23 protein-coding genes and 1 riboswitch are annotated in these 22,966 nt (G+C 59.5%); of the genes, 15 read left to right on the top strand and 8 right to left on the bottom strand.

What is annotated here, in order from left to right; genetic code table 11:
* Positions 1-227 precede the first annotated feature (227 nt).
* The 5 genes from sucC to OQ248_RS02185 all read left to right on the top strand — a co-directional run bounded on the left by sucC (position 228) and on the right by OQ248_RS02185 (position 5,210).
* Positions 228-1,394, top strand: coding sequence for an ADP-forming succinate--CoA ligase subunit beta (gene sucC / locus OQ248_RS02205; protein WP_007959029.1), 1,167 nt, complete (start codon positions 228-230; stop codon positions 1,392-1,394).
* Positions 1,394-2,278, top strand: coding sequence for a succinate--CoA ligase subunit alpha (sucD, locus tag OQ248_RS02200; protein WP_011333119.1), 885 nt, complete (start codon positions 1,394-1,396; stop codon positions 2,276-2,278). The genes sucC and sucD overlap by 1 nt, the downstream gene beginning before the upstream one ends.
* Before the next feature lie 329 nt (positions 2,279-2,607).
* Positions 2,608-3,921, top strand: a complete 1,314-nt coding sequence (gene brnQ, locus OQ248_RS02195; protein ID WP_085710552.1) for a branched-chain amino acid transport system II carrier protein — start codon at positions 2,608-2,610, stop codon at positions 3,919-3,921.
* A gap of 150 nt (positions 3,922-4,071) precedes the next feature.
* A complete protein-coding gene (locus tag OQ248_RS02190) occupies positions 4,072-4,809 on the top strand; it encodes a DUF599 family protein (protein WP_085710553.1) in 738 nt (245 codons plus the stop codon).
* Positions 4,809-5,210, top strand: coding sequence for an MAPEG family protein (locus OQ248_RS02185; RefSeq protein WP_265811918.1), 402 nt, complete (start codon positions 4,809-4,811; stop codon positions 5,208-5,210). The genes OQ248_RS02190 and OQ248_RS02185 overlap by 1 nt, the downstream gene beginning before the upstream one ends.
* A gap of 77 nt (positions 5,211-5,287) precedes the next feature.
* On the opposite strand, the gene OQ248_RS02180 is transcribed toward OQ248_RS02185, so the two are convergent.
* Positions 5,288-5,524 (bottom strand): hypothetical protein, encoded by a 237-nt coding sequence (locus OQ248_RS02180; RefSeq protein ID WP_085682944.1) that lies wholly within the window; start codon positions 5,522-5,524, stop codon positions 5,288-5,290.
* Between the two features lie 158 nt (positions 5,525-5,682).
* Here OQ248_RS02180 and OQ248_RS02175 point away from each other — a divergent pair, with 158 nt between their 5' ends.
* From OQ248_RS02175 to OQ248_RS02160, 4 genes are all read left to right on the top strand, one after another.
* Positions 5,683-6,159 (top strand): PaaI family thioesterase, encoded by a 477-nt coding sequence (locus OQ248_RS02175; protein ID WP_085732282.1) that lies wholly within the window; start codon positions 5,683-5,685, stop codon positions 6,157-6,159.
* Positions 6,156-6,608 (top strand): PaaI family thioesterase, encoded by a 453-nt coding sequence (locus OQ248_RS02170; protein WP_085710558.1) that lies wholly within the window; start codon positions 6,156-6,158, stop codon positions 6,606-6,608. Before OQ248_RS02175 ends, OQ248_RS02170 begins: the two co-directional genes overlap by 4 nt.
* 81 nt (positions 6,609-6,689) lie before the next feature.
* Positions 6,690-8,594, top strand: a complete 1,905-nt coding sequence (gene htpG / locus OQ248_RS02165) for a molecular chaperone HtpG (RefSeq protein ID WP_265811917.1) — start codon at positions 6,690-6,692, stop codon at positions 8,592-8,594.
* Positions 8,595-8,662: 68 nt separating this feature from the next.
* Complete coding sequence (locus tag OQ248_RS02160) at positions 8,663-9,391, top strand: dienelactone hydrolase family protein (RefSeq protein ID WP_192553116.1); 729 nt, start codon at positions 8,663-8,665, stop codon at positions 9,389-9,391.
* A gap of 210 nt (positions 9,392-9,601) precedes the next feature.
* Here OQ248_RS02160 and OQ248_RS02155 read toward each other — a convergent pair whose 3' ends face one another.
* Positions 9,602-10,468 carry a pirin family protein gene (locus OQ248_RS02155; protein WP_265811916.1) on the bottom strand — a complete coding sequence of 289 codons (867 nt, stop codon included), beginning with the start codon at positions 10,466-10,468 and terminating at the stop codon, positions 9,602-9,604.
* A gap of 61 nt (positions 10,469-10,529) precedes the next feature.
* Positions 10,530-10,946: an OsmC family protein gene (locus OQ248_RS02150; protein ID WP_065260454.1), complete on the bottom strand. Its 417-nt coding sequence runs from the start codon at positions 10,944-10,946 to the stop codon at positions 10,530-10,532.
* 377 nt (positions 10,947-11,323) lie between these two features.
* On the opposite strand from OQ248_RS02150, the gene OQ248_RS02145 reads away from it, so the two are divergent.
* A complete protein-coding gene (locus OQ248_RS02145) occupies positions 11,324-12,949 on the top strand; it encodes a methyl-accepting chemotaxis protein (protein WP_085710562.1) in 1,626 nt (541 codons plus the stop codon).
* Positions 12,950-13,002: 53 nt separating this feature from the next.
* On the opposite strand, the gene OQ248_RS02140 is transcribed toward OQ248_RS02145, so the two are convergent.
* The 3 genes from OQ248_RS02140 to purM are packed head-to-tail and all read right to left on the bottom strand — an operon-like array spanning position 13,003 to position 15,433.
* Positions 13,003-13,716: a DUF3108 domain-containing protein gene (locus OQ248_RS02140; RefSeq protein ID WP_265811915.1), complete on the bottom strand. Its 714-nt coding sequence runs from the start codon at positions 13,714-13,716 to the stop codon at positions 13,003-13,005.
* An 8-nt stretch (positions 13,717-13,724) separates the two neighbouring features.
* Positions 13,725-14,375: a phosphoribosylglycinamide formyltransferase gene (gene purN / locus OQ248_RS02135; RefSeq protein WP_134825925.1), complete on the bottom strand. Its 651-nt coding sequence runs from the start codon at positions 14,373-14,375 to the stop codon at positions 13,725-13,727.
* Positions 14,375-15,433 (bottom strand): phosphoribosylformylglycinamidine cyclo-ligase, encoded by a 1,059-nt coding sequence (gene purM / locus OQ248_RS02130; protein WP_248737914.1) that lies wholly within the window; start codon positions 15,431-15,433, stop codon positions 14,375-14,377. The genes purN and purM overlap by 1 nt, the downstream gene beginning before the upstream one ends.
* Before the next feature lie 375 nt (positions 15,434-15,808).
* Here purM and OQ248_RS02125 point away from each other — a divergent pair, with 375 nt between their 5' ends.
* The 5 genes from OQ248_RS02125 (at position 15,809) to OQ248_RS02105 (ending at position 20,485) form a co-directional block, all read left to right on the top strand.
* Entirely contained in the window at positions 15,809-16,864 is a 1,056-nt protein-coding gene (locus OQ248_RS02125; RefSeq protein WP_265811914.1) for a DUF2066 domain-containing protein, read from the top strand.
* Between the two features lie 36 nt (positions 16,865-16,900).
* Positions 16,901-17,974, top strand: coding sequence for an AI-2E family transporter (locus OQ248_RS02120; protein ID WP_085710575.1), 1,074 nt, complete (start codon positions 16,901-16,903; stop codon positions 17,972-17,974).
* A gap of 219 nt (positions 17,975-18,193) precedes the next feature.
* On the top strand, positions 18,194-18,898 hold the full coding sequence (gene hda / locus OQ248_RS02115; RefSeq protein WP_025111852.1) for a DnaA regulatory inactivator Hda: 705 nt from the start codon (positions 18,194-18,196) through the stop codon (positions 18,896-18,898).
* Positions 18,899-19,112: 214 nt separating this feature from the next.
* Positions 19,113-19,730: an NlpC/P60 family protein gene (locus OQ248_RS02110; protein ID WP_265811913.1), complete on the top strand. Its 618-nt coding sequence runs from the start codon at positions 19,113-19,115 to the stop codon at positions 19,728-19,730.
* A 218-nt stretch (positions 19,731-19,948) separates the two neighbouring features.
* Positions 19,949-20,485, top strand: a complete 537-nt coding sequence (locus OQ248_RS02105; RefSeq protein WP_085710577.1) for a C40 family peptidase — start codon at positions 19,949-19,951, stop codon at positions 20,483-20,485.
* Positions 20,486-20,553: 68 nt separating this feature from the next.
* On the opposite strand, the gene OQ248_RS02100 is transcribed toward OQ248_RS02105, so the two are convergent.
* The gene (locus OQ248_RS02100) at positions 20,554-21,867 is read right to left on the bottom strand and encodes a sorbosone dehydrogenase family protein (RefSeq protein WP_265811912.1); all 1,314 of its coding nucleotides are present in this window, start codon (positions 21,865-21,867) and stop codon (positions 20,554-20,556) included.
* Positions 21,868-21,933: 66 nt separating this feature from the next.
* Positions 21,934-22,518, bottom strand: coding sequence for a hypothetical protein (locus tag OQ248_RS02095; RefSeq protein ID WP_085710581.1), 585 nt, complete (start codon positions 22,516-22,518; stop codon positions 21,934-21,936).
* A 166-nt stretch (positions 22,519-22,684) separates the two neighbouring features.
* A riboswitch (cobalamin riboswitch) is annotated at positions 22,685-22,911 on the top strand.
* Positions 22,912-22,966: the final 55 nt, after the last annotated feature.

Genomic DNA, 22,966 nt, shown 5'->3' with positions numbered 1-22,966 from the left:
AGCGCAGCAGCTTTCACATGTCCGAAAGAGACAATAAGAAACCACGGCGGTGTCGGCCCGTCGTGAGCCTTGCGTGCAAGACTCACCGCGGAATGTCCGCTGGACGCAGCCTTGCGTAGCTGCACCGGGTATCCGGAAAGGCTACGCAAGCAGCAGTCACAGGTGGCGCGGCACTCATCAAGAGCGCAGCGCCGAATGCGCAGTACCTAACGAAGACGGTAAAAAGCATGAATCTTCACGAGTATCAGGGTAAGCAGCTGTTCGCTGAATACGGCCTGCCAGTTTCCACTGGTTTCGCAGTAGACACCCCGGAAGCAGCAGCAGAAGCTTGCGACAAAATCGGCGGCAACGAGTGGGTTGTCAAAGCCCAGGTTCACGCCGGTGGTCGCGGTAAAGCGGGCGGCGTCAAGCTGGTTCGCAGCAAAGAAGACGCCAAAGCCTTCGCACAGCAGTGGCTGGGCAAGCGTCTGGTGACTTACCAGACTGATGCCAATGGCCAGCCAGTCACCAAGATCCTGGTTGAATCGTGCACTGATATCGCTAAAGAGCTGTACCTGGGCGCTGTCGTTGACCGTTCGAGCCGTCGCATCGTGTTCATGGCTTCCACCGAAGGTGGCGTGGACATCGAGAAAATCGCTCACGACACTCCAGAAAAAATTCTGAAAGCCACTATCGATCCACTGGTTGGCGCTCAGCCGTTCCAGGGTCGCGAGCTGGCATTCCAGCTGGGTCTGGAAGGCAAGCAGGTTGCTCAGTTCGCCAAGATCTTCGTAGGTCTGGCCAAGCTGTTCAAGGATCACGACCTGGCTCTGCTGGAAGTGAACCCGCTGGTGATCAAGGCTGACGGCGATCTGCACTGCCTGGACGCCAAGATCAACATCGACGCCAACGCAATGTACCGTCAGCCTAAGCTGAAGACTTTCCACGATCCGTCCCAGGACGATCCGCGCGAAGCGCACGCTGCCAAGTTCGAACTGAACTACGTGGCGCTGGAAGGCAACATCGGCTGCATGGTGAACGGTGCCGGCCTGGCCATGGGTACCATGGACATCGTCAACCTGCACGGCGGCAAGCCAGCCAACTTCCTCGACGTAGGTGGTGGTGCTACCAAAGAACGCGTTACCGAAGCTTTCAAGATCATTCTGTCCGACAGCAATGTCGCTGCAGTACTGGTTAACATCTTCGGCGGCATCGTTCGTTGCGACATGATTGCCGAAGGCATCATCGGTGCAGTGAAAGAAGTCGGCGTGAAAATCCCGGTTGTTGTTCGTCTTGAAGGCAACAACGCTGAACTGGGCGCTAAAGTACTGGCAGAAAGCGGTTTGAACATCATCGCTGCTACCAGCCTGACCGACGCTGCTCAACAAGTCGTTAAAGCTGCGGAGGGCAAGTAATGAGCGTCCTGATCAATAAAGACACCAAAGTAATCTGCCAGGGCTTCACCGGCGCGCAGGGTACTTTCCACTCCGAACAAGCCATTGCCTACGGCACCAAAATGGTTGGCGGCGTGACTCCAGGCAAGGGTGGCACCACTCACCTGAACCTGCCTGTGTTCAACACCGTGAAAGAAGCCGTAGAAGCCACTGGCGCCACCGCCAGCGTGATCTACGTTCCGGCTCCTTTCTGCAAGGACTCGATCCTGGAAGCGGCATTCGGCGGCATCAAGCTGATCGTCTGCATCACCGAAGGCATTCCTACCCTGGACATGCTGGACGCGAAAGTTAAGTGCGACGAGCTGGGTGTCACCCTGATCGGCCCTAACTGCCCAGGCGTGATCACTCCGGGCGAGTGCAAGATCGGCATCATGCCAGGTCACATCCACTTGCCAGGCAAGGTCGGTATCGTTTCCCGTTCCGGCACCCTGACCTACGAAGCTGTGAAGCAGACCACTGACGCCGGTTTCGGTCAGTCGACTTGCGTCGGCATCGGCGGTGACCCGATCCCGGGTTCGAACTTCATCGACATCCTGAAACTGTTCCAGGAAGACCCGAAGACCGAAGCGATCGTAATGATCGGCGAGATCGGCGGTTCGGCTGAAGAAGAAGCGGCTGCCTACATCAAGGCCAACGTGACCAAGCCGGTTGTTTCCTACATCGCTGGTGTGACTGCTCCTCCGGGCAAGCGCATGGGCCATGCTGGCGCAATCATCTCCGGCGGCAAAGGCACTGCAGACGAGAAGTTCGCTGCTCTGCAAGACGCAGGCGTGAAAACCGTGCGTTCGCTGGCAGACATCGGCAAGGCCCTGGCCGAGCTGACTGGCTGGGAAGTGAAGAAGTAAGCTTCGGCTGACTTTTTAGCTCCAGCAACAAAGGCCACCTTCGGGTGGCCTTTGTCGTTTCTGAGGTTCGGTTTGACGATGGCGATTTATAGGCACCTGCCCAATTACATGCAAAAACGCGACACAGACACGTCGCGTATCGGATAGTTCGCCCTCAAACAGTGCGTTTGTCAGACAAATTCGTTAGGCTAGCAGCCATTTTTGCGTCTGCCGCCCACAAGGCATGCAACGCGCTAAACGGGTCAGTCTTATACGGATTGACAGCATTTCCCTAACCCCACAGGGAAATCCCCCTCTAAATTCCGATTCAGTAGTGTGGTATTTCCTTAATGAAAGTTTTGAAAGGTCAGGACATCCTGGCACTTGGCTTTATGACATTCGCCCTGTTCGTCGGGGCCGGCAACATCATCTTCCCGCCTATCGTCGGTTTGCAGTCCGGGCCAAACGTCTGGATGGCGGCGCTGGGCTTCCTGATCACGGCGGTCGGTCTGCCGGTGATCACCGTTGTCGCGCTGGCCAAGGTCGGCGGGGCGATGGATGCCTTGAGTACGCCGATCGGCAAGATCGCCGGTGGTGTGCTGGCAGCCGCGTGCTACCTGGCGGTCGGCCCGTTGTTCGCCACGCCGCGTACCGCGACCGTGTCCTTTGAAGTGGGTCTGGCGCCGCTGACCGGCGAAAGCCCGCTGGCGCTGTTCCTCTACAGCTCGGTGTATTTCCTGCTGGTGTTCTTCATCTCGCTTTATCCGGGCCGTCTGCTGGATACCGTAGGGCGTTTCCTCGCGCCGCTGAAGATCATCGCCCTGGCGGTACTCGGCATTGCCGCGTTCGCGCTGCCGGCCGGTGACATCGGCGTGGCCACTCCGGAATACGTCGCTGCACCGTTCTCCCAAGGCTTCATCAATGGTTATCTGACCATGGATACTCTGGGCGCCCTGGTGTTCGGTATCGTCATCGTCAACGCGATCCGTTCCCGTGGCGTTGAGTCGCCGGCGCTGATCACCCGTTACGCGATCATCGCCGGGCTGATCGCCGGCGTCGGTCTGGCGCTGGTGTACGTCAGCCTGTTCCGTCTGGGTTCCGGCAGCCATGAAGTGGCCGCTGGCGCTACCAACGGCGCGGCGGTGCTGCACGCTTACGTGCAACATACCTTCGGTTCGCTGGGCAGCGGTTTCCTCGCGGTGCTGATCTCATTGGCTTGTCTGGTGACGGCGGTCGGCCTGACCTGTGCCTGCGCCGAATACTTCAGCCGCATCGTGCCGCTGTCCTACAAGACTCTGGTCATCATCCTTGCGGCGTTTTCGCTGCTGGTGTCCAACCTGGGCCTGACCAAGCTGATCGCGTTCTCGATCCCGGTGCTGACCGCGATCTACCCGCCGTGCATCGTGCTGGTGGCCCTGAGCTTCTGTGCCGCGTTCTGGCATGAGCAGAGCCGCATCATGGGTCCGGTGATGCTGGTGTCGTTCGTGTTCGGCACCATCGATGCGTTGAAAGGCGCCGGTCTGGCCGACTGGATGCCATCGCAACTGTCCCACCTGCCGCTGAGCGAGCAGGGCCTGGCGTGGCTGGTGCCATGCGTGATGACCCTGGTGGTCGCGGTGGTTTGTGACCGCCTGCTGGGCAAGCGTGCCGAAGCCCTGGCTTAAGATTGCCGGCCCGTCACAAGCGGGCTTGAGCGATTAAACAGAAATGCCCCGTATCAATCGATACGGGGCATTTTTTATGGGCGTCAGGCAGTGTCTTTTCCTTTCGGCTAACGTCGAAGGGGAGCCGAAATCTTCCACACAGGAATTTGCATGTCGTTCATCCAAGCCAACCTGATCCACCTGCTTGCCGCGCTCTGGTTCGTCATCTGCTGGGGCGGTTACACCCGTTATGCCACCTGGAAGGCCCGTGACACCGCGTGCCTGGCCAGCGTGTTGCACCTGTACCGTGAAGACTGGATGCGCCGCATGCTGCTGCGTGACAACCGCATTGCCGATGCCAGCGTGATCGGCAACCTCGAGCGCAACGCCTCGTTCTTCGCTTCCAGCACACTGATCATCCTGGCCGGCATCCTGACTGTGCTCGGTGCTTCGGAGCGTGCGGTATCGTTGCTGGCGGACATCCCGATGGTGCAGCAGGCCTCCCAAGGCATGTCGGAGATCAAGTTGCTGTGCCTGGCGCTGGTGTTTGTCTATGCCTTCTTCACCTTCAGCTGGTGCATGCGCCAGTACAACTTTGCGGCGGTTCTGGTGGGCTCGGCGCCGATGATCGGTGAGCGTCAGGTGTCCGAGCAGGAGCGCAAGGCGTTCGCTTCCCGGGCGGCGCGGGTGATTTCGATGGCAGCGAACCAGTTCAACTTCGGTCTGCGCTCCTATTACTTCGGCATGAGCATGCTGGCGTGGTTCGTCAGCCCGTGGCTGTTCATGCTGATGAGTGCGGGGGTGGTGCTGGTGTTGTATCGACGCGAGTTTCATTCCGACGTGCTCGATGTAATGGTCTATACCCCTACAGAGGCGCCGTTGCCCGAAACGATCAAAGAGGCTGCTTGATGAGTATTCCGTTCTGGTGTGTGTTTATCAGTGCGTTGTTGATTTACGTGGCGCGCATGCCCGTGGGCAAGGCCATGAAAGAGCAGGGTGGTTACGACAATCACCTGCCGCGTCAGCAACAGGCGCAACTCACTGGCTACGGCGCCCGGGCACTGGCGGCACATCAGAACAGCATTGAAGCGTTCATCCTGTTTGCGGTGGGTGTGCTGATGGCGCATACCACGCAAACGGCGGGATGGTTGATCGATACGCTGGCGATCATCTTTGTGATCGCACGGATTCTCTACTTGTGGTTTTACCTGGCCGATATTCCCAAGCTGCGCAGTCTGGTGTGGCTGGTCGGCTTAGTGTGTTCATTGTTGCTGATGATTAGTCCGACTTTTAAAACCGCATTGCTCTAACAAGGCATTACCAAAAAATGACAGGCAAAAGAAAACCCGCACTTGGCGGGTTTTCTTTTTTGCCATCGAGAAGCGGCTTATTGCTTCTTGGCAGCTTCATCTGCAGCTGCAGCGTTCGATTCGGCCTGATCTTTGGCGGCTTCGGCGTTTTCTTTCGCCGCGTCGTTCACTTTATCCTGAGCTTCATTCATTTTCTGCTGAGCTTGTTCAGCATGTTGGTTGGCATCTTGAGCTTTGTCCTCGGATTTTTTATCGCAGGCAGCGAGACCGAGGGAAGCGGTCAACATCAAGGCAATAGCTAAAGTCTTACGCATGGGGTGTTTCTCCTTATGGAAAATAACTACTGGCCTTAAGAGCGCAGCCCCAAGGGTTAAGTTCCTCATTTCTCACAGATATATAAGTTTGTTTTGCAATGGAACTTTTGCTGTTCTTTCCACTACCGGGAATAGTGACTAACAAGAGTAATGATCAAATGGCCGAAAACCCTGTTTTTGAGCGTGCGACACGCTTTCTCTCGGCTCTGCGCCACTGCCAGGTGCTGGGTTTGAAAGTGCACAGCGCCAGCAGCGAAGGCCTGACGGTGGTCTTGCCCTACAGCGCACAAATCGTTGGCAACCCGCTGACCGGCGTGGTCCACGGCGGGGCGATCACGTCGCTGATGGACACCGCGTGCGGCATGGCTACCTTGTGTGTTTTGCCGGAATTCGAAGTCTGCCCGACCCTGGATTTACGCATCGACTATATGCACGCCGCCGAACCGCACAAAGACGTCTACGGTTTCGCCCAGTGCTACCGGGTCACCACCGACGTGATCTTCGCCCGGGGCTTCGCTTATCAGGACGATCCCGAACATCCCATTGCCCATGTCGTGGGCACTTTCATGCGCATGGGCAAGGGACTCAAAGGTACCAAGGGCTTTGGTGGTGCGATCAAGGGAGAAAACCCATGAGCGATGATTTCAAGCAGCAACTGCAAGAAGCCCACGAGAAGGGTGACTACGCGCCGCTGCTGGCGTTGATCCCCTATGCCGGACTGATCGGTGTCGAGTGCGCTCGAGTCGGGGATGACCTGCTGTTCAAGCTGCCGGCGAACAAGGACAACATTGGTAACCCTTTATTGCCGGCGATCCACGGCGGAGTGATCGCCGGGTTCATGGAGCTGTCTGCCGCCCTGCATCTGCTGATTTTCACCGGTGCGCCCGGTGTGCCGAAAATCATCGATTTTTCCCTCGATTACCTGCGGGCCGGGCAGTTCCGCGATACCTGGGCCCGGTGTCAGGTCTGCCGTCAGGGACGGCGGGTGGCCAACGTCGCGGTCACGGCCTGGCAAAGCACCGAAAGTGAACCGATTGCCACTGCCCGCGCCCACTTCAAAATCGACGAGCCCTTGAAATCCTGAACGCCGCCCCCAACTCAGTGAACAACCCGCCGCAGACCATCTGGGTCGCGGCCAATGCCATCTGATTGGAGTTTGATGACCATGAGTGTGGAAACTCAAAAGGAAACCCTGGGCTTCCAGACCGAGGTGAAGCAACTGCTGCACCTCATGATCCATTCGCTGTATTCCAACAAGGAAATCTTCCTTCGCGAATTGATCTCGAACGCCTCCGACGCCGTCGACAAATTGCGCTTCGAAGCCCTGGCCAAGCCTGAGTTGCTCGAAGGTGGCGCTGAACTGAAAATCCGTGTGAGCTTCGACAAGGACGCCAAGACCGTCACCCTCGAAGACAACGGCATCGGCATGAACCGCGACGATGTGATCACCCACCTGGGTACCATCGCCAAATCCGGCACCGCCGATTTCATGAAAAACCTGTCGGGCGACCAGAAGAAGGACTCGCACCTGATCGGTCAGTTCGGCGTGGGTTTCTATTCCGCGTTCATCGTTGCCGACCAGGTTGACGTATACAGCCGTCGCGCCGGCTCCGCTTCCAGCGAGGGTGTGCACTGGTCGTCGAAAGGCGAGGGCGAATTCGAAGTCGCCACCATCGACAAACCAGAGCGCGGCACCCGCATCGTCCTGCACCTGAAATCCGGTGAAGACGAGTTCGCCGATGGCTGGCGTCTGCGCAACATCATCAAGAAGTACTCCGACCACATCGCGTTGCCGATCGAGCTGCCAAAAGAAGTGGCCGCTGCCGAAGGCGAAGAGAAGCCGGAAGTTGAGTGGGAAACCGTCAACCGCGCCAGCGCCCTGTGGACCCGTCCTCGCACCGAAGTGAAGGATGAGGAATACCAGGAGTTCTACAAACACATCGCCCACGACTTCGAAAATCCGCTGTCGTGGAGCCATAACAAGGTCGAAGGCAAGCTCGAGTACAGCTCGCTGCTGTACGTGCCGGCCCGTGCCCCGTTCGATCTGTACCAGCGTGAAGCGCCGAAAGGCCTGAAGCTGTACGTCCAGCGCGTGTTCGTGATGGATCAGGCCGAATCGTTCCTGCCGCTGTACCTGCGCTTCATCAAGGGCGTGGTCGACTCCAACGACCTGTCGCTGAACGTGTCGCGGGAAATCCTGCAGAAAGACCCGATCATCGACTCGATGAAGTCGGCGCTGACCAAGCGTGTGCTGGACATGCTGGAAAAACTGGCGAAGAACGAGCCTGAGCAATACAAGGGCTTCTGGAAAAACTTCGGTCAGGTCATGAAAGAAGGTCCGGCAGAAGATTTCGCCAACAAGGAAAAAATTGCCGGTCTGCTGCGTTTCGCATCGACCACCGAAGGCGACGGCGAGCAGATCGTCGGTCTGGCCGACTACCTGGCCCGCGCCAAGGAAGGTCAGGACAAGATCTACTACCTCACCGGCGAAACCTACGCGCAGGTCAAGAACAGCCCGCACCTGGAAGTCTTCCGCAAGAAAGGCATCGAAGTGCTGCTGCTGACCGACCGCATCGACGAGTGGCTGATGAGCTACCTGAGCGAGTTCGACGGCAAGAGCTTTGTCGACGTCGCACGCGGTGACCTGGACCTGGGCAACCTGGACTCGGAAGAGGACAAGAAGGCCGCAGAAGAAGTCGCCAAGTCGAAGGAAGGTCTGGTCGAGCGTCTGAAAACCGCGCTGGGCGAGTCCGTTGCCGAAGTCCGCGTTTCCCATCGCCTGACCGATTCACCGGCCATCCTGGCCATCGGCGAGCAGGACCTGGGTCTGCAAATGCGTCAGATCCTCGAGGCCAGCGGGCAGAAGGTGCCGGATTCGAAGCCGATCTTCGAATTCAACCCGAGCCACCCGCTGATCGCGAAGCTCGACAACGAGACTAGCGAAGAGCGTTTTGGCGACCTGTCGCACATCCTCTTCGACCAGGCCGCCCTGGCGGCTGGTGACAGCTTGAAAGACCCGGCTGCTTACGTAAGCCGTCTGAACAAGCTGCTGGTTGAGCTGTCGGCTTGATCGAAATGTAGAAAAACCCGCTTCGGCGGGTTTTTTCATTCTGGTATTCAACCCATCAGGAGTCAGAAATGAGCCAAGTCACTGTACGTTCCGTGGTCTATCAGATCGATGGCCAGCCTTATGAAGGTCGATTGGCGTTCGACGCCGAGCACAAAGGCGCGCGTCCGGGCCTGTTGATGGCACCGAACTGGATGGGCGTCAGCGCTGGCGCGGAAGAAATCGCCAAATCCGTGGCGGCCAAGGGTTATGTCGTGCTGATCGCCGACGTGTATGGGCAAGCGGTGCGTCCGCAGAATGGCGACCAGGCGGGCGCGGCGATGATGCCGCTGAAGAATGACCGTGCACTGCTGCGCAAGCGTATGCAGGCTGCGTTCGAACAATTGCAGAAGCAGGGCGAAGCCGCAGTCGATACTTCGAAACTGGCGGTGTTCGGTTTCTGCTTCGGCGGTTGCTGTGCACTGGATCTGGCCCGTACCGGTGCAGCGGTCAAGGCTGCCGTGTCGTTCCACGGCACGCTGGATTCGCCGAACCCGGCGGACGCGAAGAACATCAAGGGTTCGGTGCTGGTGCTGCACGGTGCTTCCGACCCGCTGGTGCCGAAAGAGCAACTGCCGGCATTCGAAGACGAGATGAACGCAGCTGGCGTGGACTGGCAGTTGCTGAGCTACGGCGGCGCGGTGCACTCGTTCACCGATCCGCACGCCAATGTGCCGGGCAAGATGATGTACGACGCGAAAACCGCCAAGCGCGCTTTCAAGTCGATGCATGATTTGCTGGAAGAAGTGTTCAACGGCTGAAAAGCGAAAAGCGAAAAGCGAAAAGCCCCTCACCCTAACCCTCTCCCAGAGGGAGAGGGGACTGATCGTGAGTTTCTCGAGAGTTGCATCGACCTGAAAGTGAATCACCGAATCCATAATCGACTCGGTCTTTCAGGTCGATGTATGACGCAAGACACCTCGGTCGGCTCCCTCTCCCCTTGGGAGAGGGCTGGGGTGAGGGCTGGCGGTTTAACGCGGCAATTCAATCCGCTCGATCTCCCCCGGCACCGTCGGCCAATCCCCGGCCGCCCATTTGCGCCGGGCCTCATCGATCACCGCCGGATCGCTCGCGACGAAATTCCAGTTGATCCGCCGTGGCCCATCCAGTGGCGCGCCACCGAACAGCACGGCATGACTGTCGCTCTCGGCGAACAGGCTCATCTCTTCCCCGGCCGGCAACACCACCAGATCGTGGCGCTCCACGGTTTCCCCGTTCAATTGCACATCACCGCTCAACACGTAGAGCGCTCGCTCCTCATGTTCGGTGGGGATCAGCAGGGTGGTAGCAGTCTGCATCTTCAGTTCGGCATACAGCGTCGGAGAAAGCACCGGCACCGGCGATTCCAGGCAAAAGCCTGACCCGGCAATCATGCGGATCTGCACGCCGAGGTTATCGCTGACCGGCAGCGTCGACGCCGGGTGATGGCTGTAATGCCCGGGACCCTGTTCGTGATCCTTGGGCGAGGCGAGCCAGATTTGCAGCCCGTGCATCTTGAAGCTTTGTTCCCATAGCGGTTCGGGGGTGCGCTCGACGTGAGCGATTGCCGTGCCCGCGGTCATCCAGCTGACATCGCCGGCCTTGACCACCTGATCCGAGCCGAGGCTGTCCTTGTGCTGGATCTGTCCTTCAAACAGATAGGTCAGGGTCGACAGACCGATGTGCGGATGCTGTCGGATGTTCATCCCTTTGCCTGCGGGATAAAGCGTTTCAAGCATGTGATCGAAAAACACGAAAGGCCCGACGCTGCGGCATTTGGCTGACGGCAGCGGACGCAGGATCGGCTGGCCTTCGACGTCTTCGGCGCGCGGGCGGATGATCAGGGGTTGGGTGTCCATGGTGCGTTCCAGGCTGGGCGGGTGATGCGTGGAGCATAACCCGCCGGTGTCATCGTGGTGATTACTGGCTGTCGAAGCCTTGTGGGGCGTGGGTTTCGATGGTGACTTCGCTGGTGGTCATCAGTTTGTGAATCGGGCAGCGATCGGCGACGCGCAGCAGTTCTTCACGCTGGGCATCGGTGAGCACGCCTTTGAGTGTCAGGGTCACGTGCAGGGCGTATTTGCCTTTCTGTTCCTGACTGTTGTCGCGCTTCACTTCTACGCCGACGCCTGTGAGCGGGATGTCTTTCTTCTTCGCGTACAGTTTCAGGGTCAGGGCCTTGCAGGCGCCGAGGGCGGCGTCGAAATAATCATGGGGTTCAGGCGCGGAGCCTTCGCCGCCGGCAGTCGTCGGGACGTCGGTAAACAGTTCGTGCTCATCGATCTGTACGGTGTGACGGAAACCTTCGGCGGACACGGTATTGACGGTAACGGTCATGTGAACCTCGCAAGCAGTAGGAAAAGTCATTCGATCAAATAAGACCTTGCAGGTATAGAGCATTCCCGCAGGGGCGCGTTCCACTTTCTTGCCGGCGTGCGGCAGGGCGTCAGGTTATGCCGGTGAGTCGAAGAATACTTGTGCCGGTGTTTCGTCTGCCGACCTGCTTCAGGGTTTTCAGGTAACTTGCCGTTGATCATGCGGCGAACAGCGCTCAAGTCCGGCAAAACCGTCGCTGAATCGTTAATGCCGAGGGTTCGAAGTATTAAGGCCTTTTGATATCACCTTTTGGTCTTACGCAAATTTTCGCCGGGCCGATACCTTCTAAAGCAGCCAGCTGCAGGGTTGATGCAGCGCTTTTGGAAGGAACCAGAGCAATGAGTATCCGCAGTCTCAATATTGCCCCCCGTGCCGGGCTGGGCTTCGGTCTGTTGGCGCTGATGGTGTTTGCCCTCGGGGCGTTCGCCCTGCTGCAGATGTCGAACATGCGGGCCCAGTCCGACGAGGTCGACAAGAACTGGCTGCCCAGCGTGATGGCGGTGGGTGAAATGAGTCAGGACATGCTGCGTCTGCGCGCCCTGACCATGCGTCTGTTGCTCAATCGCGATCCGCAGGCCCTCGACCAGAATGTCGCCAAGCTCAACGAGCTGCGCAGTGTGCTGAGCGAAGCCCAGCAACGTTACGACATATTGATCGTGCTGCCAGAAGAGCGAGCGTTGTTTGATCGCTTCAAAGTCGCGGAGCACAAATACCTGGAATTGCAGGCCCAGGTGATGGCGTTGTCTGCTCAGGGAAAGGTGGAAGACGCGGCAAGCATTCTCAATACCCAGATGAACCCGCTGGCCGACGACATCGCCGCGACCCTCAAAGAACTGGTCGAGTTGAACAAACACAACGCCAACCTCGCCACCGAGGCCGCGCGACTGGTGTTCATCAATTCGCGAGTCTGGGTCGGGGTGATGATCGGCATCACGGCGCTGATCACCATTGGCCTGGCGCTGCTGCTGACCCGCAGCATCGTGGTGCCGCTCTCGCAATCGCTGGGTGTCGCCGAAGTGGTGGCCGGCGGCGATCTGACCGGCGATATCAGCATCATCGGCAAGGATGAGCCGGCGCGGCTGCTGCATGCGCTCAAAAGCATGCAGCACAGCCTGCGCGACACCATCCGACAGATTTCGGAGTCTTCCAGCCAATTGGCTTCGGCCTCGGAGGAGCTGAGCTGCGTTACCGAAGATGCGACGCGCGGATTGCATCAGCAGAGCCTGGAAATCGAGCAGGCCGCCACGGCGGTCAATCAGATGACCGCCGCCGTTGAAGAGGTCGCCAGCAACGCCGTGGCGACTTCCGAGGCATCACGGGAATCGGACCGCATCGCCCAGCATGGCCGTGAGCAAGTGCAGCAGACCGTGTCGTCCATCGAACTGCTGGCCGACGATGTCACCGCCAACGCCACGCAGGTGGAGGATCTGGCGCAGAAGGTCTACAGCATCAGCAAAGTGCTGGAGGTGATCCGTTCGATTGCCGAGCAGACCAATCTCCTGGCGTTGAACGCGGCGATCGAAGCGGCCCGCGCCGGTGACGCCGGGCGCGGCTTCGCGGTGGTGGCCGACGAGGTCAGGGCGCTGGCCCATCGAACCCAGCAGTCGACCCAGGAAATCGAGCAGATGATCGGCGGTATTCAGCAGGGCACCGATTCGGCGGTCAGTTCGATGCAGCAGAGTAATGTCCGTGCGCGCTCGACGCTGGAGCTGGCGAAAGCGGCGGGCGTGGCACTGGAGGAAATCGCTTCCGCATTCACCTTGATCAACGAACGCAATCTGGTGATCGCCAGCGCTTCGGAAGAGCAGGCTGCCGTGGCCCGGGAAGTGGATCGCAACCTGATGAACATCCGCGACCTGGCGATGCAGACCTCAGCGGGGGCCAATCAGACCAGTGCGGCAAGCCAGGAATTGTCGCGGCTGGCGGTGGATCTGAACAACATGGTGGCCAAGTTTTCAGTTTGATCACTGAAAGACAGGCGAAAAAAAGCCCCGCGTTTGCGGGGCTTTTCGTTGAATCAGCTGCCTTTGACTGTCTTGCCGTTGACCGTGCCGTCCTGGAGCATGATGTTGTACTCCTTGCCGTCGGTCTCGACCTGTTGCAGACGAACCAGCAGGTAATCCCAATCCTTGGCGAACCACATGACAGTGGTGCGCTTGCTTTGTGTCGGATCACGCACGCGCTCGACCTTGATCGCGTCGATCCTGCCGGCCTTGGTCTCGACTTTCTCGGTACCCAGAACGCGGAAGTCATAGGTATCGACATCGCCGCCATCGACCACCTGATAGCTCATGGTCTTCTTGCCGGAGGCGACATCATGCTGCAGCGCCAGCTGGTAGGTGGACTTGTCGACCATGCCACGGTTCAGCGGGACTTTGACCGCGTCGCCACGGTCGGTGCCGGTGACCAGTTTGTTGTTCCAGTCGAAGTCCAGATCAGCCTTTTTCGCCTTGCCCAGGCCACCACGTTCGAAGTGGTAGGACTGCGGAAGCAGGGTGTCCTTGTCCAGGGTCAGGGTGCTTTCCTCGGACAGGCTGGCGATCATCATCGAAGCCTTGAAGCTGAGCTTCCAGACGCCGTTGGCTTCCTTGGTCAGGCTGCGTTCGGCGGTACCGCTCATGGGCAACTGTTTCCAGTCGGCTGTGTAGCTGGCGGAGAACGGTTGAAGGTCTGCCGCCTGGGCGAAAGGCAGGGCGAGCAGAGCGCAAGCGAAGAGCAGGGCGCGACGCATAAAATCTCCTAGTTTCGAATCAAGTGACCGCTGGCCCCGAGTATCTGGCCATCCAGTAAAGCACCTTGCTCGCCGAGGGTCAGCCGTCCTTCGGCAAACCAGCGTACGGCCATCGGGTAGATCAGGTGTTCCTGAACGTGAACCCGCTGCGCCAGACTCTGCGGCGAATCGTGCAACTCTACCGGTATTACTGCCTGTACGACCAGTGGTCCGCCATCGAGTTCCTCGGTGACGAAGTGCACGGAGCAGCCGTGTTCGGCATCGCCGGCTTCCAGCGCGCGCTGATGAGTGTGTAACCCTTTGTATTTGGGTAGCAGCGACGGATGGATATTGAGCAGGCGACCCTGATAGTGCCGGACGAAGTCAGCGCTGAGAATGCGCATGAAGCCGGCCAGTACCACGAGTTTCGGATTGAATTCGTCGATCAGTTCGATCAGGGCGGTATCGAAGGCCTCGCGACCTTCGAAACCCTTGTGATCCAGCGAGCGGGTGGCGATACCCGCGTCACTGGCGCGTTGCAGGCCGTAGGCGTCGGCGCGGTTGGAAATCACCGCAGCGATGCGGACCGGGCTGTCGCCGGTCCGCGTGCTGTCGATCAGGGCCTGCAAGTTACTGCCGGTGCCGGACAGCAGCACCACGACATCACAGGTATTAGGCATTAGTGAGCCTTGAGGTTTTTCAGCTCGACCTGGGCAGCGCCTTCGGCAGCGACACCGATCTGGCCGATGACCCAAGGCTGTTCGCCGGCTTCACGCAGGGTGTTCAGGGCAGTTTCAACGTGCTCCTGAGCCACGCAGATCACCATGCCCACGCCGCAGTTCAGTACGCGGTGCATTTCGGTTTCGTCGACGTTGCCTTTCTCTTGCAGCCAGTCGAAGACGGCCGGGCGAGTCCAGCTGGCTACGTCAACCACGGCTTGAGCGCCTTTTGGCAGGACGCGCGGGATGTTGTCCAGCAGGCCGCCACCGGTGATGTGGGCCATGGCCTTGACGGCGCCGGTGTCCTTGATCAGCTTGAGCAGCGGCTTCACGTAGATGCGGGTCGGGGCCATCAGCAGATCGGTCAGCGGCTTGCCGTCGAGCTGAACGGTTTCGATGTCGGCGCCGGATACTTCGATGATCTTGCGGATCAGCGAGTAGCCGTTGGAGTGCGGGCCGGACGATGGCAGGGCGATCAGGGCGTCACCGGTGGCGACTTTCGAGCCGTCGATGATTTCGGCTTTTTCCACGACGCCGACGCAGAAGCCGGCCAGGTCGTAGTCTTCGCCTTCATACATGCCAGGCATTTCAGCGGTTTCGCCGCCGACCAGCGAGCAGCCAGCCAGTTCGCAGCCTGCACCGATACCGGTGACGACAGTGGCGGCAACGTCGACGTTCAGCTTGCCGGTGGCGTAGTAGTCAAGGAAGAACAGTGGCTCGGCGCCGCACACCACCAGGTCGTTGACGCACATGGCGACCAGATCCTGGCCGATGCTGTCGTGCTTGTTCAGGTTCAGTGCCAGGCGCAGCTTGGTGCCGACGCCGTCGGTGCCGGAAACCAGTACTGGCTGCTTGTAGCCGGCCGGGATTTCGCAGAGGGCGCCGAAACCGCCCAGGCCGCCCATGACTTCCGGGCGCGCAGTGCGCTTGGCGACGCTCTTGATGCGTTCGACCAATGCTTCACCGGCGTCGATGTCTACACCGGCGTCCTTGTAGCTCAGGGAGGGTTGCTTGCTCATGATCCAGGCCTTTAGGGGAGGGGATTCAGGGGTAACGACCGAGTTCAGCGGGAACTTCGAAATCGAGAGGGCGATGGCCTCACGCGAGTTTCGAGGTGCCCGGCTGTTGCCGGTCTGCGAAGGCGCGCGATTTTATCAGGCTTGAGGGGCAGCGGCCATCCTCACGCCGACGGGCAGGGGCATATCGGCCGAAATTTTTTGCAAATGAAGCTGTGGGTGACATCACGGGTGCCTGTATAAGGAACCGTCTATCGTTAGGGCTGTGCAAAAACTTATCGCCAGCGTGTGAATGTTTTGCAACGGCCAGTGGTCACAGGCTTGCTCAATCCGGTTCACGCGGCCTGTTCCAGCCGCTCTTGTCGACGGGAATTCTCCATGCGTTTGTGTAAATTGCTGTTAGTGGGCTGCTTGTCTCTGGTCAGCCTGGCGAGCCAGGCCGAAAACGTCAAAGGGCTTTATCAGGTGCGCGAACCGGTCAACGGCCAGTCGCCGGAGGAGCGTGATCGTGCCACGCAAGCGGCGCTGGATACGCTGGTGCTGCGTCTCACGGGGGATCCGAAGGCGCCGCAGAATCCCGGGCTGGCGCCGGTTCGCAAGGATCCGCAACAGATCATCAGCCAGTTCGGTTTCGATGCCGGGCCGCCGGAAGTGTTGAAGGTCGACTTCGATCCGGCGACCACCGAGCAGGCGCTGCGCCGTGCCGGGTTGTCGCTGTGGGGCGCGAGCAGACCGTCGATTCTGAGCTGGTGGCTGAACGACTCCACCGAAGGCTCAAGCCTGGTAGGTGACGGTCAGGCCAGTGCGGCGCCATTGCGGCGTGCTGCCCAGCACCGAGGGTTGCCGTTGCGCCTGCCGCTGGCGGATCTGAGTGAGCAACTGGTCGCGACCGCGCCGACGCTTGAAGGCACCGATCCGGCGCCGCTTCATGCGGCGTCTGAACGCTACAACGCTGACGCCTTGCTCGCCGTGCATGCCCGTGAGGAGGGTGGTCAGTGGCAAGCCAAATGGCACTTGTGGTTGGGTGATCAGAAAGAGGCGGGAAGTGTGCAGGGAGCTGATCAGGCCGCCGTTGCCGATGCGGTAATGCTGGCGGTAGCTGAGCGCCTGGCACCGCGTTTTGTCGCCAAGCCTGGCGCTTCGGGTCAGCAGACGCTGGAAGTGCAAGGCATGAACCTGGAGCATTACGCGACGTTGCTGCGGATGCTCGAGCCGTTTGGTGTGCGGCTGCAGAGTGTCGATGCCGATCGCATTGTGTATCGGGTCAACGGCAGCGCCGATCAGTTGCGGGCGCAGTTGTCGCTGGCGAAGTTGCAGGAAATGCCGGCCGAGGCGCCGGCTCCGGTGGCTCCGCAGCCTGTGGTGCCAGGCGGTGCGCCTGTCGTTGCGCCGGCACCGGTACCTGCGTCGCCGTCGTTGCGATTCCGCTGGTAGGTTTTTCTTTCATATATAGAAGCAATGGAGTGTTACATGGCCGATACGCGGCGTTGGTTCTGGCTCGGTGGGGTGCTCCTGCTTTGCGCGTTTGTCTGGTTGCTGCATCCGATCCTCACGCCGTTTCTGGTGGCGCTGTTGCTCGCTTATCTGTTCGACCCGTTGGTGGATCGTCTGGAACGGCTCGGCCTGTCCCGCACCTGGGGCGTGATTGCGGTGTTCGCCTTGTTCACCCTGATCTTCACCACGTTGCTGCTGGTGCTGGTGCCGATGCTCGCCAAGCAGTTGCTGCGTCTGTACGAACTGGCACCGCAGATGCTCGACTGGCTGCAGCACACGGCGTTGCCATGGGCGCAGTCGAAGCTGGGGCTGTCGGATGGCTTCTGGAAGTTCGACAAGGTCAAGGCAGCGATCACCGAGCACATGGGCCAGACCACCGATATCGTCGGCGTGGTGCTGAGCCAGGCCACCGCTTCCAGCCTGGCACTGATTGGCTGGCTGGCGAATCTGGTGCTGATCCCGGTGGTGAGTTTCTACCTGCTGCGCGACTGGGACGTGATGATGGCCAAGATCCGCAGCCTGTTGCCGCGTGATCGTGAAGAACGCGTGGTGGCGCTGGCAGGCGAATGTCACGAGGTGCTCGGGGCGTTCGTGCGCGGACAGTTGCTGGTGATGCTGGCGCTGGGCGTGATCTATGCGGCGGGGCTGATGATTGTCGGTCTGGAGCTGGGCCTGTTGATCGGTCTGATCGCCGGTCTGGCGGCCATCGTGCCTTATATGGGGTTTGTGATCGGGATCGGCGCGGCGCTGATTGCCGGGCTGTTCCAGTTTGGCGGTGATCTGTACCCGATGATCGGGATCGTTGCAGTGTTCATGGTCGGTCAGGCCCTGGAAGGCATGGTGCTGACGCCTTTGCTGGTGGGCGATCGGATCGGCCTGCATCCGGTGGCGGTGATTTTTGCGATCCTGGCCGGTGGTGAGTTGTTCGGCTTCACCGGTGTGCTGCTGGCGTTGCCAGTGGCGGCGGTGATCATGGTGCTGGTGCGCCACGTCCATGATTTGTACAAGGACTCCGAAATGTATAGCGGAGTCGATGATCCGAAGCTGTAAGGCGAGGTAGGGTCGCCCGGTGGATTGCCGGGTTGGCCCGTCTCGTGCAGGCAATGCTGGCGCCTGTGCGCCAAAGAAACTGTCATAAAACCAGTGTGTTAACGCAAACCTTTGATTTTGCTTGGGGTCTGTCGCATTGTGCGCTCCGCTTCACGGGTATAAACTTCGCACACTTTACACAGAGGCCACTAACGGTTCCTTGGGAACTGTTCAGTCAGCATGAAACCGATTCAGCTGCCCCTAGGTGTGCGTCTGCGTGACGACGCCACCTTCATCAACTACTACCCAGGCGCCAATGCCGCTGCACTCGGCTATGTCGAGCGTCTATGCGAAGCCGACGCCGGCTGGACCGAAAGCCTGATCTATCTGTGGGGCAAGCACGGGGTAGGACGTACGCATCTGTTGCAGGCCGCTTGCCTGCGTTTCGAGCAGATGGGCGAACCGGCGGTGTACCTGCCGCTGGCCGAGTTGATGGATCGCGGCATCGAAATCCTCGACAACCTCGAACAGTACGAACTGGTCTGCCTGGACGACTTGCAGGTGATCGCCGGCAAGCCCGACTGGGAAGAGGCGATGTTTCACCTGTTCAACCGTCTGCGTGACAGTGGTCGTCGATTGCTGATCGCCGCCTCCACCTCGCCGCGTGAGTTGCCGGTAAAGCTGGCGGACTTGAAATCTCGCCTGACCCTGGCGCTGATTTTCCAGATGCGTCCTCTTTCCGATGAAGACAAATTGCGTGCCCTGCAATTGCGCGCATCCCGTCGCGGGCTGCATCTGACCGACGAGGTCGGGCATTTTATTTTGACTCGCGGTACTCGCAGCATGAGCGCGCTTTTTGACCTGCTAGAGCAGCTCGATCAGGCCTCTTTGCAGGCTCAACGCAAGCTGACCATTCCCTTCCTGAAAGAAACCCTGGGCTGGTAAAACCGGGGCTTTCAGCGGGTTTCGGCATATTTCAGGCGCCAGAAAATCCGCTTTCCTGCGCACTGCGCAGGCCGCGTCTCGATTCAAATAGGCTTAAGCGCTTAGATGTAAACGAGAAACCGGGAAGTCACAAAAAGATCGATTGAATTTGCAAATGAGGCTGATAGCGGGCATAGTCTCGGCTTCTTTACAACTATCAGCCACGGTCGTGCCCATGCTAAAGCGCTTCGCACCCCTCGTGCCTCTCGCACTCGTCACCCTGTTGTTCGGTTGCGCTGCTCATTCACCTGTTCAAGAGCAGCAACAACAGGCTAAAAATTCTGCCACCGCCCAGTCTTCCGTTATTTACCAGGAAGAGCTGGACACCGAAAAGGAACTGGCCGCCTTCAACGGCAAGAAGCCTTACCAGCTTCCGGTTCTGGCCGACAGCATCCTTGAACGCGGCATGTCCCTGATCGGTACCCGTTACCGTTTCGGCGGCACCTCTGAAGCCGGGTTCGATTGCAGCGGTTTCATCGGCTACCTGTTCCGCGAAGAAGCCGGCATGAACCTGCCGCGCTCCACCCGCGAAATGATCAACGTGGATGCTCCGCTGGTTTCGCGCGGCAATCTCGAGCCGGGCGATCTGCTGTTCTTCGCCACCAATGGTCGTCGCGGTCGTGTCAGCCACGCCGGGATCTATCTGGGCGATAACCAGTTCATCCACTCCAGCAGTCGTCGCAGCGGCGGTGTCCGTATCGACAACCTGGGTGACAGCTACTGGAGCAAGTCCTTCATCGAAGCCAAGCGTGCTTTGGCGAACGCTCCAACCGTGGTTACCGCTCGCAAGTAATCACGCCTTTGTCGCCACGCTCGTGGCGACAGGCGGTCCTTCAGGGGCAATAGACTTAAACTTTACAAGGTGAAGTTAAAGTCTTACTTGAAGTTTGCCGCGTAGCCGCTAGAATCCTGATCTATATTGATGGCAAACCGCCTGCGTCCCAACGCAGGCGGTTTTGTTTTCTGTCGAATCGGCAGTAAAAGCCGCAGCCAGATCAGGATGTTCTGCTTATGACGATGACGGCCCGCCTTGCCCTGATGTTCTTCGCAGCGCTGCTCAGCGCTTGCGCCAGCCGCACTCCGCCGCCAGCCCCCGTGGTTCGCGCGCCGATTGTGTTCGGATCCTCCCAGGCTTTCTCTCCCGCTGCCGAAGACGTGCTGTTCCGTGCGCTCGGGCTGGTGGGTACGCCTTATCGCTGGGGCGGCAACACGCCGGACTCGGGCTTTGATTGCAGCGGGCTGATCGGTTTTGTCTACCGCGATGCGGCCGGCATCAGCCTGCCGCGTTCGACCCGCGAGATGATCGTCATGCAGGCTCCGAATGTCGGCAAGGAAGGGCTGCAGACTGGTGACCTGATCTTCTTCGCCACCAATGGCGGCTCTCAGGTCAGTCATGCGGGGATTTACGTCGGGGAGGGGCGCTTCGTTCATGCACCGGCCACCGGTGGCACGGTTAAGCTCGACAGCCTTTCGAAAGCGTATTGGCAGAAAGCCTATCTGAGTGCCAAGCGCGTTCTGCAGCCGGAGCATCTGGCGCATAACCCGTAAAGCTGCGAATCAATAAAAAACCGTGGGAGCACATTGGCTCCCACGGTTTTTTTGTTTCAGGGGCCGGGCTATTTAGCCGCCGACACCCGCCACACCTTGTTCCCCACATCGTCTGCCACCAGCAATCCACCTTGCTGGTCGATTACCACGCCAACCGGCCGACCCAAGGCGTTCTCGTCCTTGTCGAGAAAACCGGTCAGGACATCCACCGGCGTTCCGCTCGGCTTGCCGGCGCTGAACGGCACGAAGATCACCTTGTAGCCACTGTGCGGCTTGCGGTTCCAAGAGCCGTGCTGGCCGATGAATGCGCCTTCCTTGAATTGGGCCGGCAGCGTGTTGCCCTCGGCGAAGGTCAGGCCCAGTGAGGCTGTGTGCGGGCCGACGGCGTAATCCGGAGCGATGGCCTTGGCCACCAGGTCCAGGTTTTGTGGCTCGACGCGGACATCGACGTGCTGGCCGTAATAGCTGAACGGCCAGCCATAGAAGCCGCCATCCTTGACCGAGGTGATGTAGTCCGGCACCAGATCGCTGCCGATCTCATCCCGCTCGTTTACCGCAGTCCACAGCGCGCCGCTTTTGGGTTCCCAGGCCAGGCCGTTGGGGTTGCGGATGCCCGAAGCGAAGATTCGGTGATTGCCGGTCGCCCGATCCACTTCCCAGATCGCCGCGCGACCTTCTTCCTGATCCAGGCCGTTTTCGCCGACGTTGCTGTTCGAGCCGACCGTGACGTAAAGCTTGCTGCCATCCTTGCTGGCAATGACGTTCTTGGTCCAGTGATGGTTGAGCGGGCCGCCCGGCAGATCCACGACCTTGATTGGCTGGCTCTTGATTTCCGTTGCGCCGGGTTCGTAGTGAAAGCGCAGCAGGCGGTCGGTGTCGGCGACGTATAGATCGTTGCCGACCAGCGTCATGCCGAATGGTGAATTGAGGTTCTGCAGAAACACCGTGCGTGTCTCGGCCACGCCGTCATGATCGGCATCACGCAGCAGGGTGATGCGGTTCGGGCTCGGTACGCCGGCACCGGCGCGGCCCATGACTTTTTTCATCACCCAGCCGCGTATGCCTTTGCCATCGTCCGGTTTTGGCGGGGCATTGGTTTCCGCCACCAGCACGTCACCGTTGGGCAGTACGTAGAGCCAGCGCGGGTGATCGAGATTTTCGGCAAATGCCGCCACCTGAGTGCCTGCCGCTGGCTTCGGTTTCGCGCCCGCCGGCCAGCCGATCGCCGGGGCAATGTTCACCGTCGGGATCAGGGTCTTGTTCGGTTCGGGCAGTTTGGGGGACGGGCCGGTGCCGTCCGAGACTTGCAGGCTGGAGGATTCACCACAGGCGGTGAGCCCTCCGGCGAGTGCGATGACGAAAACGAGGTGGGGCTTGCGCATTACTGATCTTCCCTATGAATGCATTCCTAATCATAGAGAAGCACACGAGCCCGATGGTTCAACCCCTCAGCCGCGTGCCTCCTTGAACAGTACGGCAATGCCGGGGTGATAGTTGCCGGCCTCGCTGCGCAATTTGCGGTAGGCATACGGGAAGTACCACGCGACGGCGCAGGTGTGTTCCTTTTGCAGGTCGTCGACCATGTCCTGCAGTTCTTCCGGGCTGGCGCTGTGCTGGGCTTTCTGTGGGGCGACGAACAGGCAGCCGAGTTTGAGATCGCTGGCGTAGCTGATGCGCTTGGCATCGCTGGTGATATCGGCCAGAGCCTGGGTCAGATTCAGGCTGTTGACGCGCGGCCAGCGCTGGGTCGCCTGGATATAGGCGCGATCTTCGGCGCCGGCCAGGAACAGGTCGGCGCGGGCATTGCGTTCGCCTTCTTCGTTCTGTTTGCGCGTGGCTGTGTCGCGCAGGGTGACCAGTTCGGCCATCCAGGCGGCGGCGGACAACAGGCCGAGGTTGGCTTTTTCGTCGTGCCAGTAAGGTGTGTCGTTGTCGCCGCGCACGGCGTTGTAGCGGTCGATACAGTCAAACCATCGTTCCAGCACCGGGCGCAGGAATTCCAGCCGCGGATTGCTGATGATCATACCTTGCATGGTGCTCTCCCTTGTTATTGTGATGTGCTCTCTGCAGTCAAAAAGCATGGCTCTTTGATATCACTGCTGACAGTGTGGCACAAGATTGGCGTCAGATAATTGATCGACGGCAGTTATTTGCCGCACGACCCCCTCTTCATTTGACGCTCCACCCCCAACCCTCTAACCTTCGCGGCTTGTTTCAGGTGCTCTGTGACCGCTGTCGACAGAGTGAAACAGGGAAGCCGGTGAGGATTGTCTTCAAGCGAAGAACCATCACGATCCCGGCGCTGCCCCCGCAACGGTAAATGAGTGAAAGCTGCGTCGGATGCCACTGCTGCAAAGCGGGAAGGCGCGCAGCCAGGCGAACGCCGCTCATGAGCCCGGAGACCGGCCTGATCCATCCAGCGGCATCACGGTGGGCGATGCCAGGCTTGTTGCCGTCTATTCTTGTGCCTGCCCGCCGTTA

The organism is Pseudomonas sp. COW5, from assembly GCF_026240005.1.
Lineage (GTDB): Bacteria > Pseudomonadota > Gammaproteobacteria > Pseudomonadales > Pseudomonadaceae > Aquipseudomonas > Aquipseudomonas kribbensis.
This window is presented reverse-complemented; position numbering and strand designations above follow the sequence as displayed.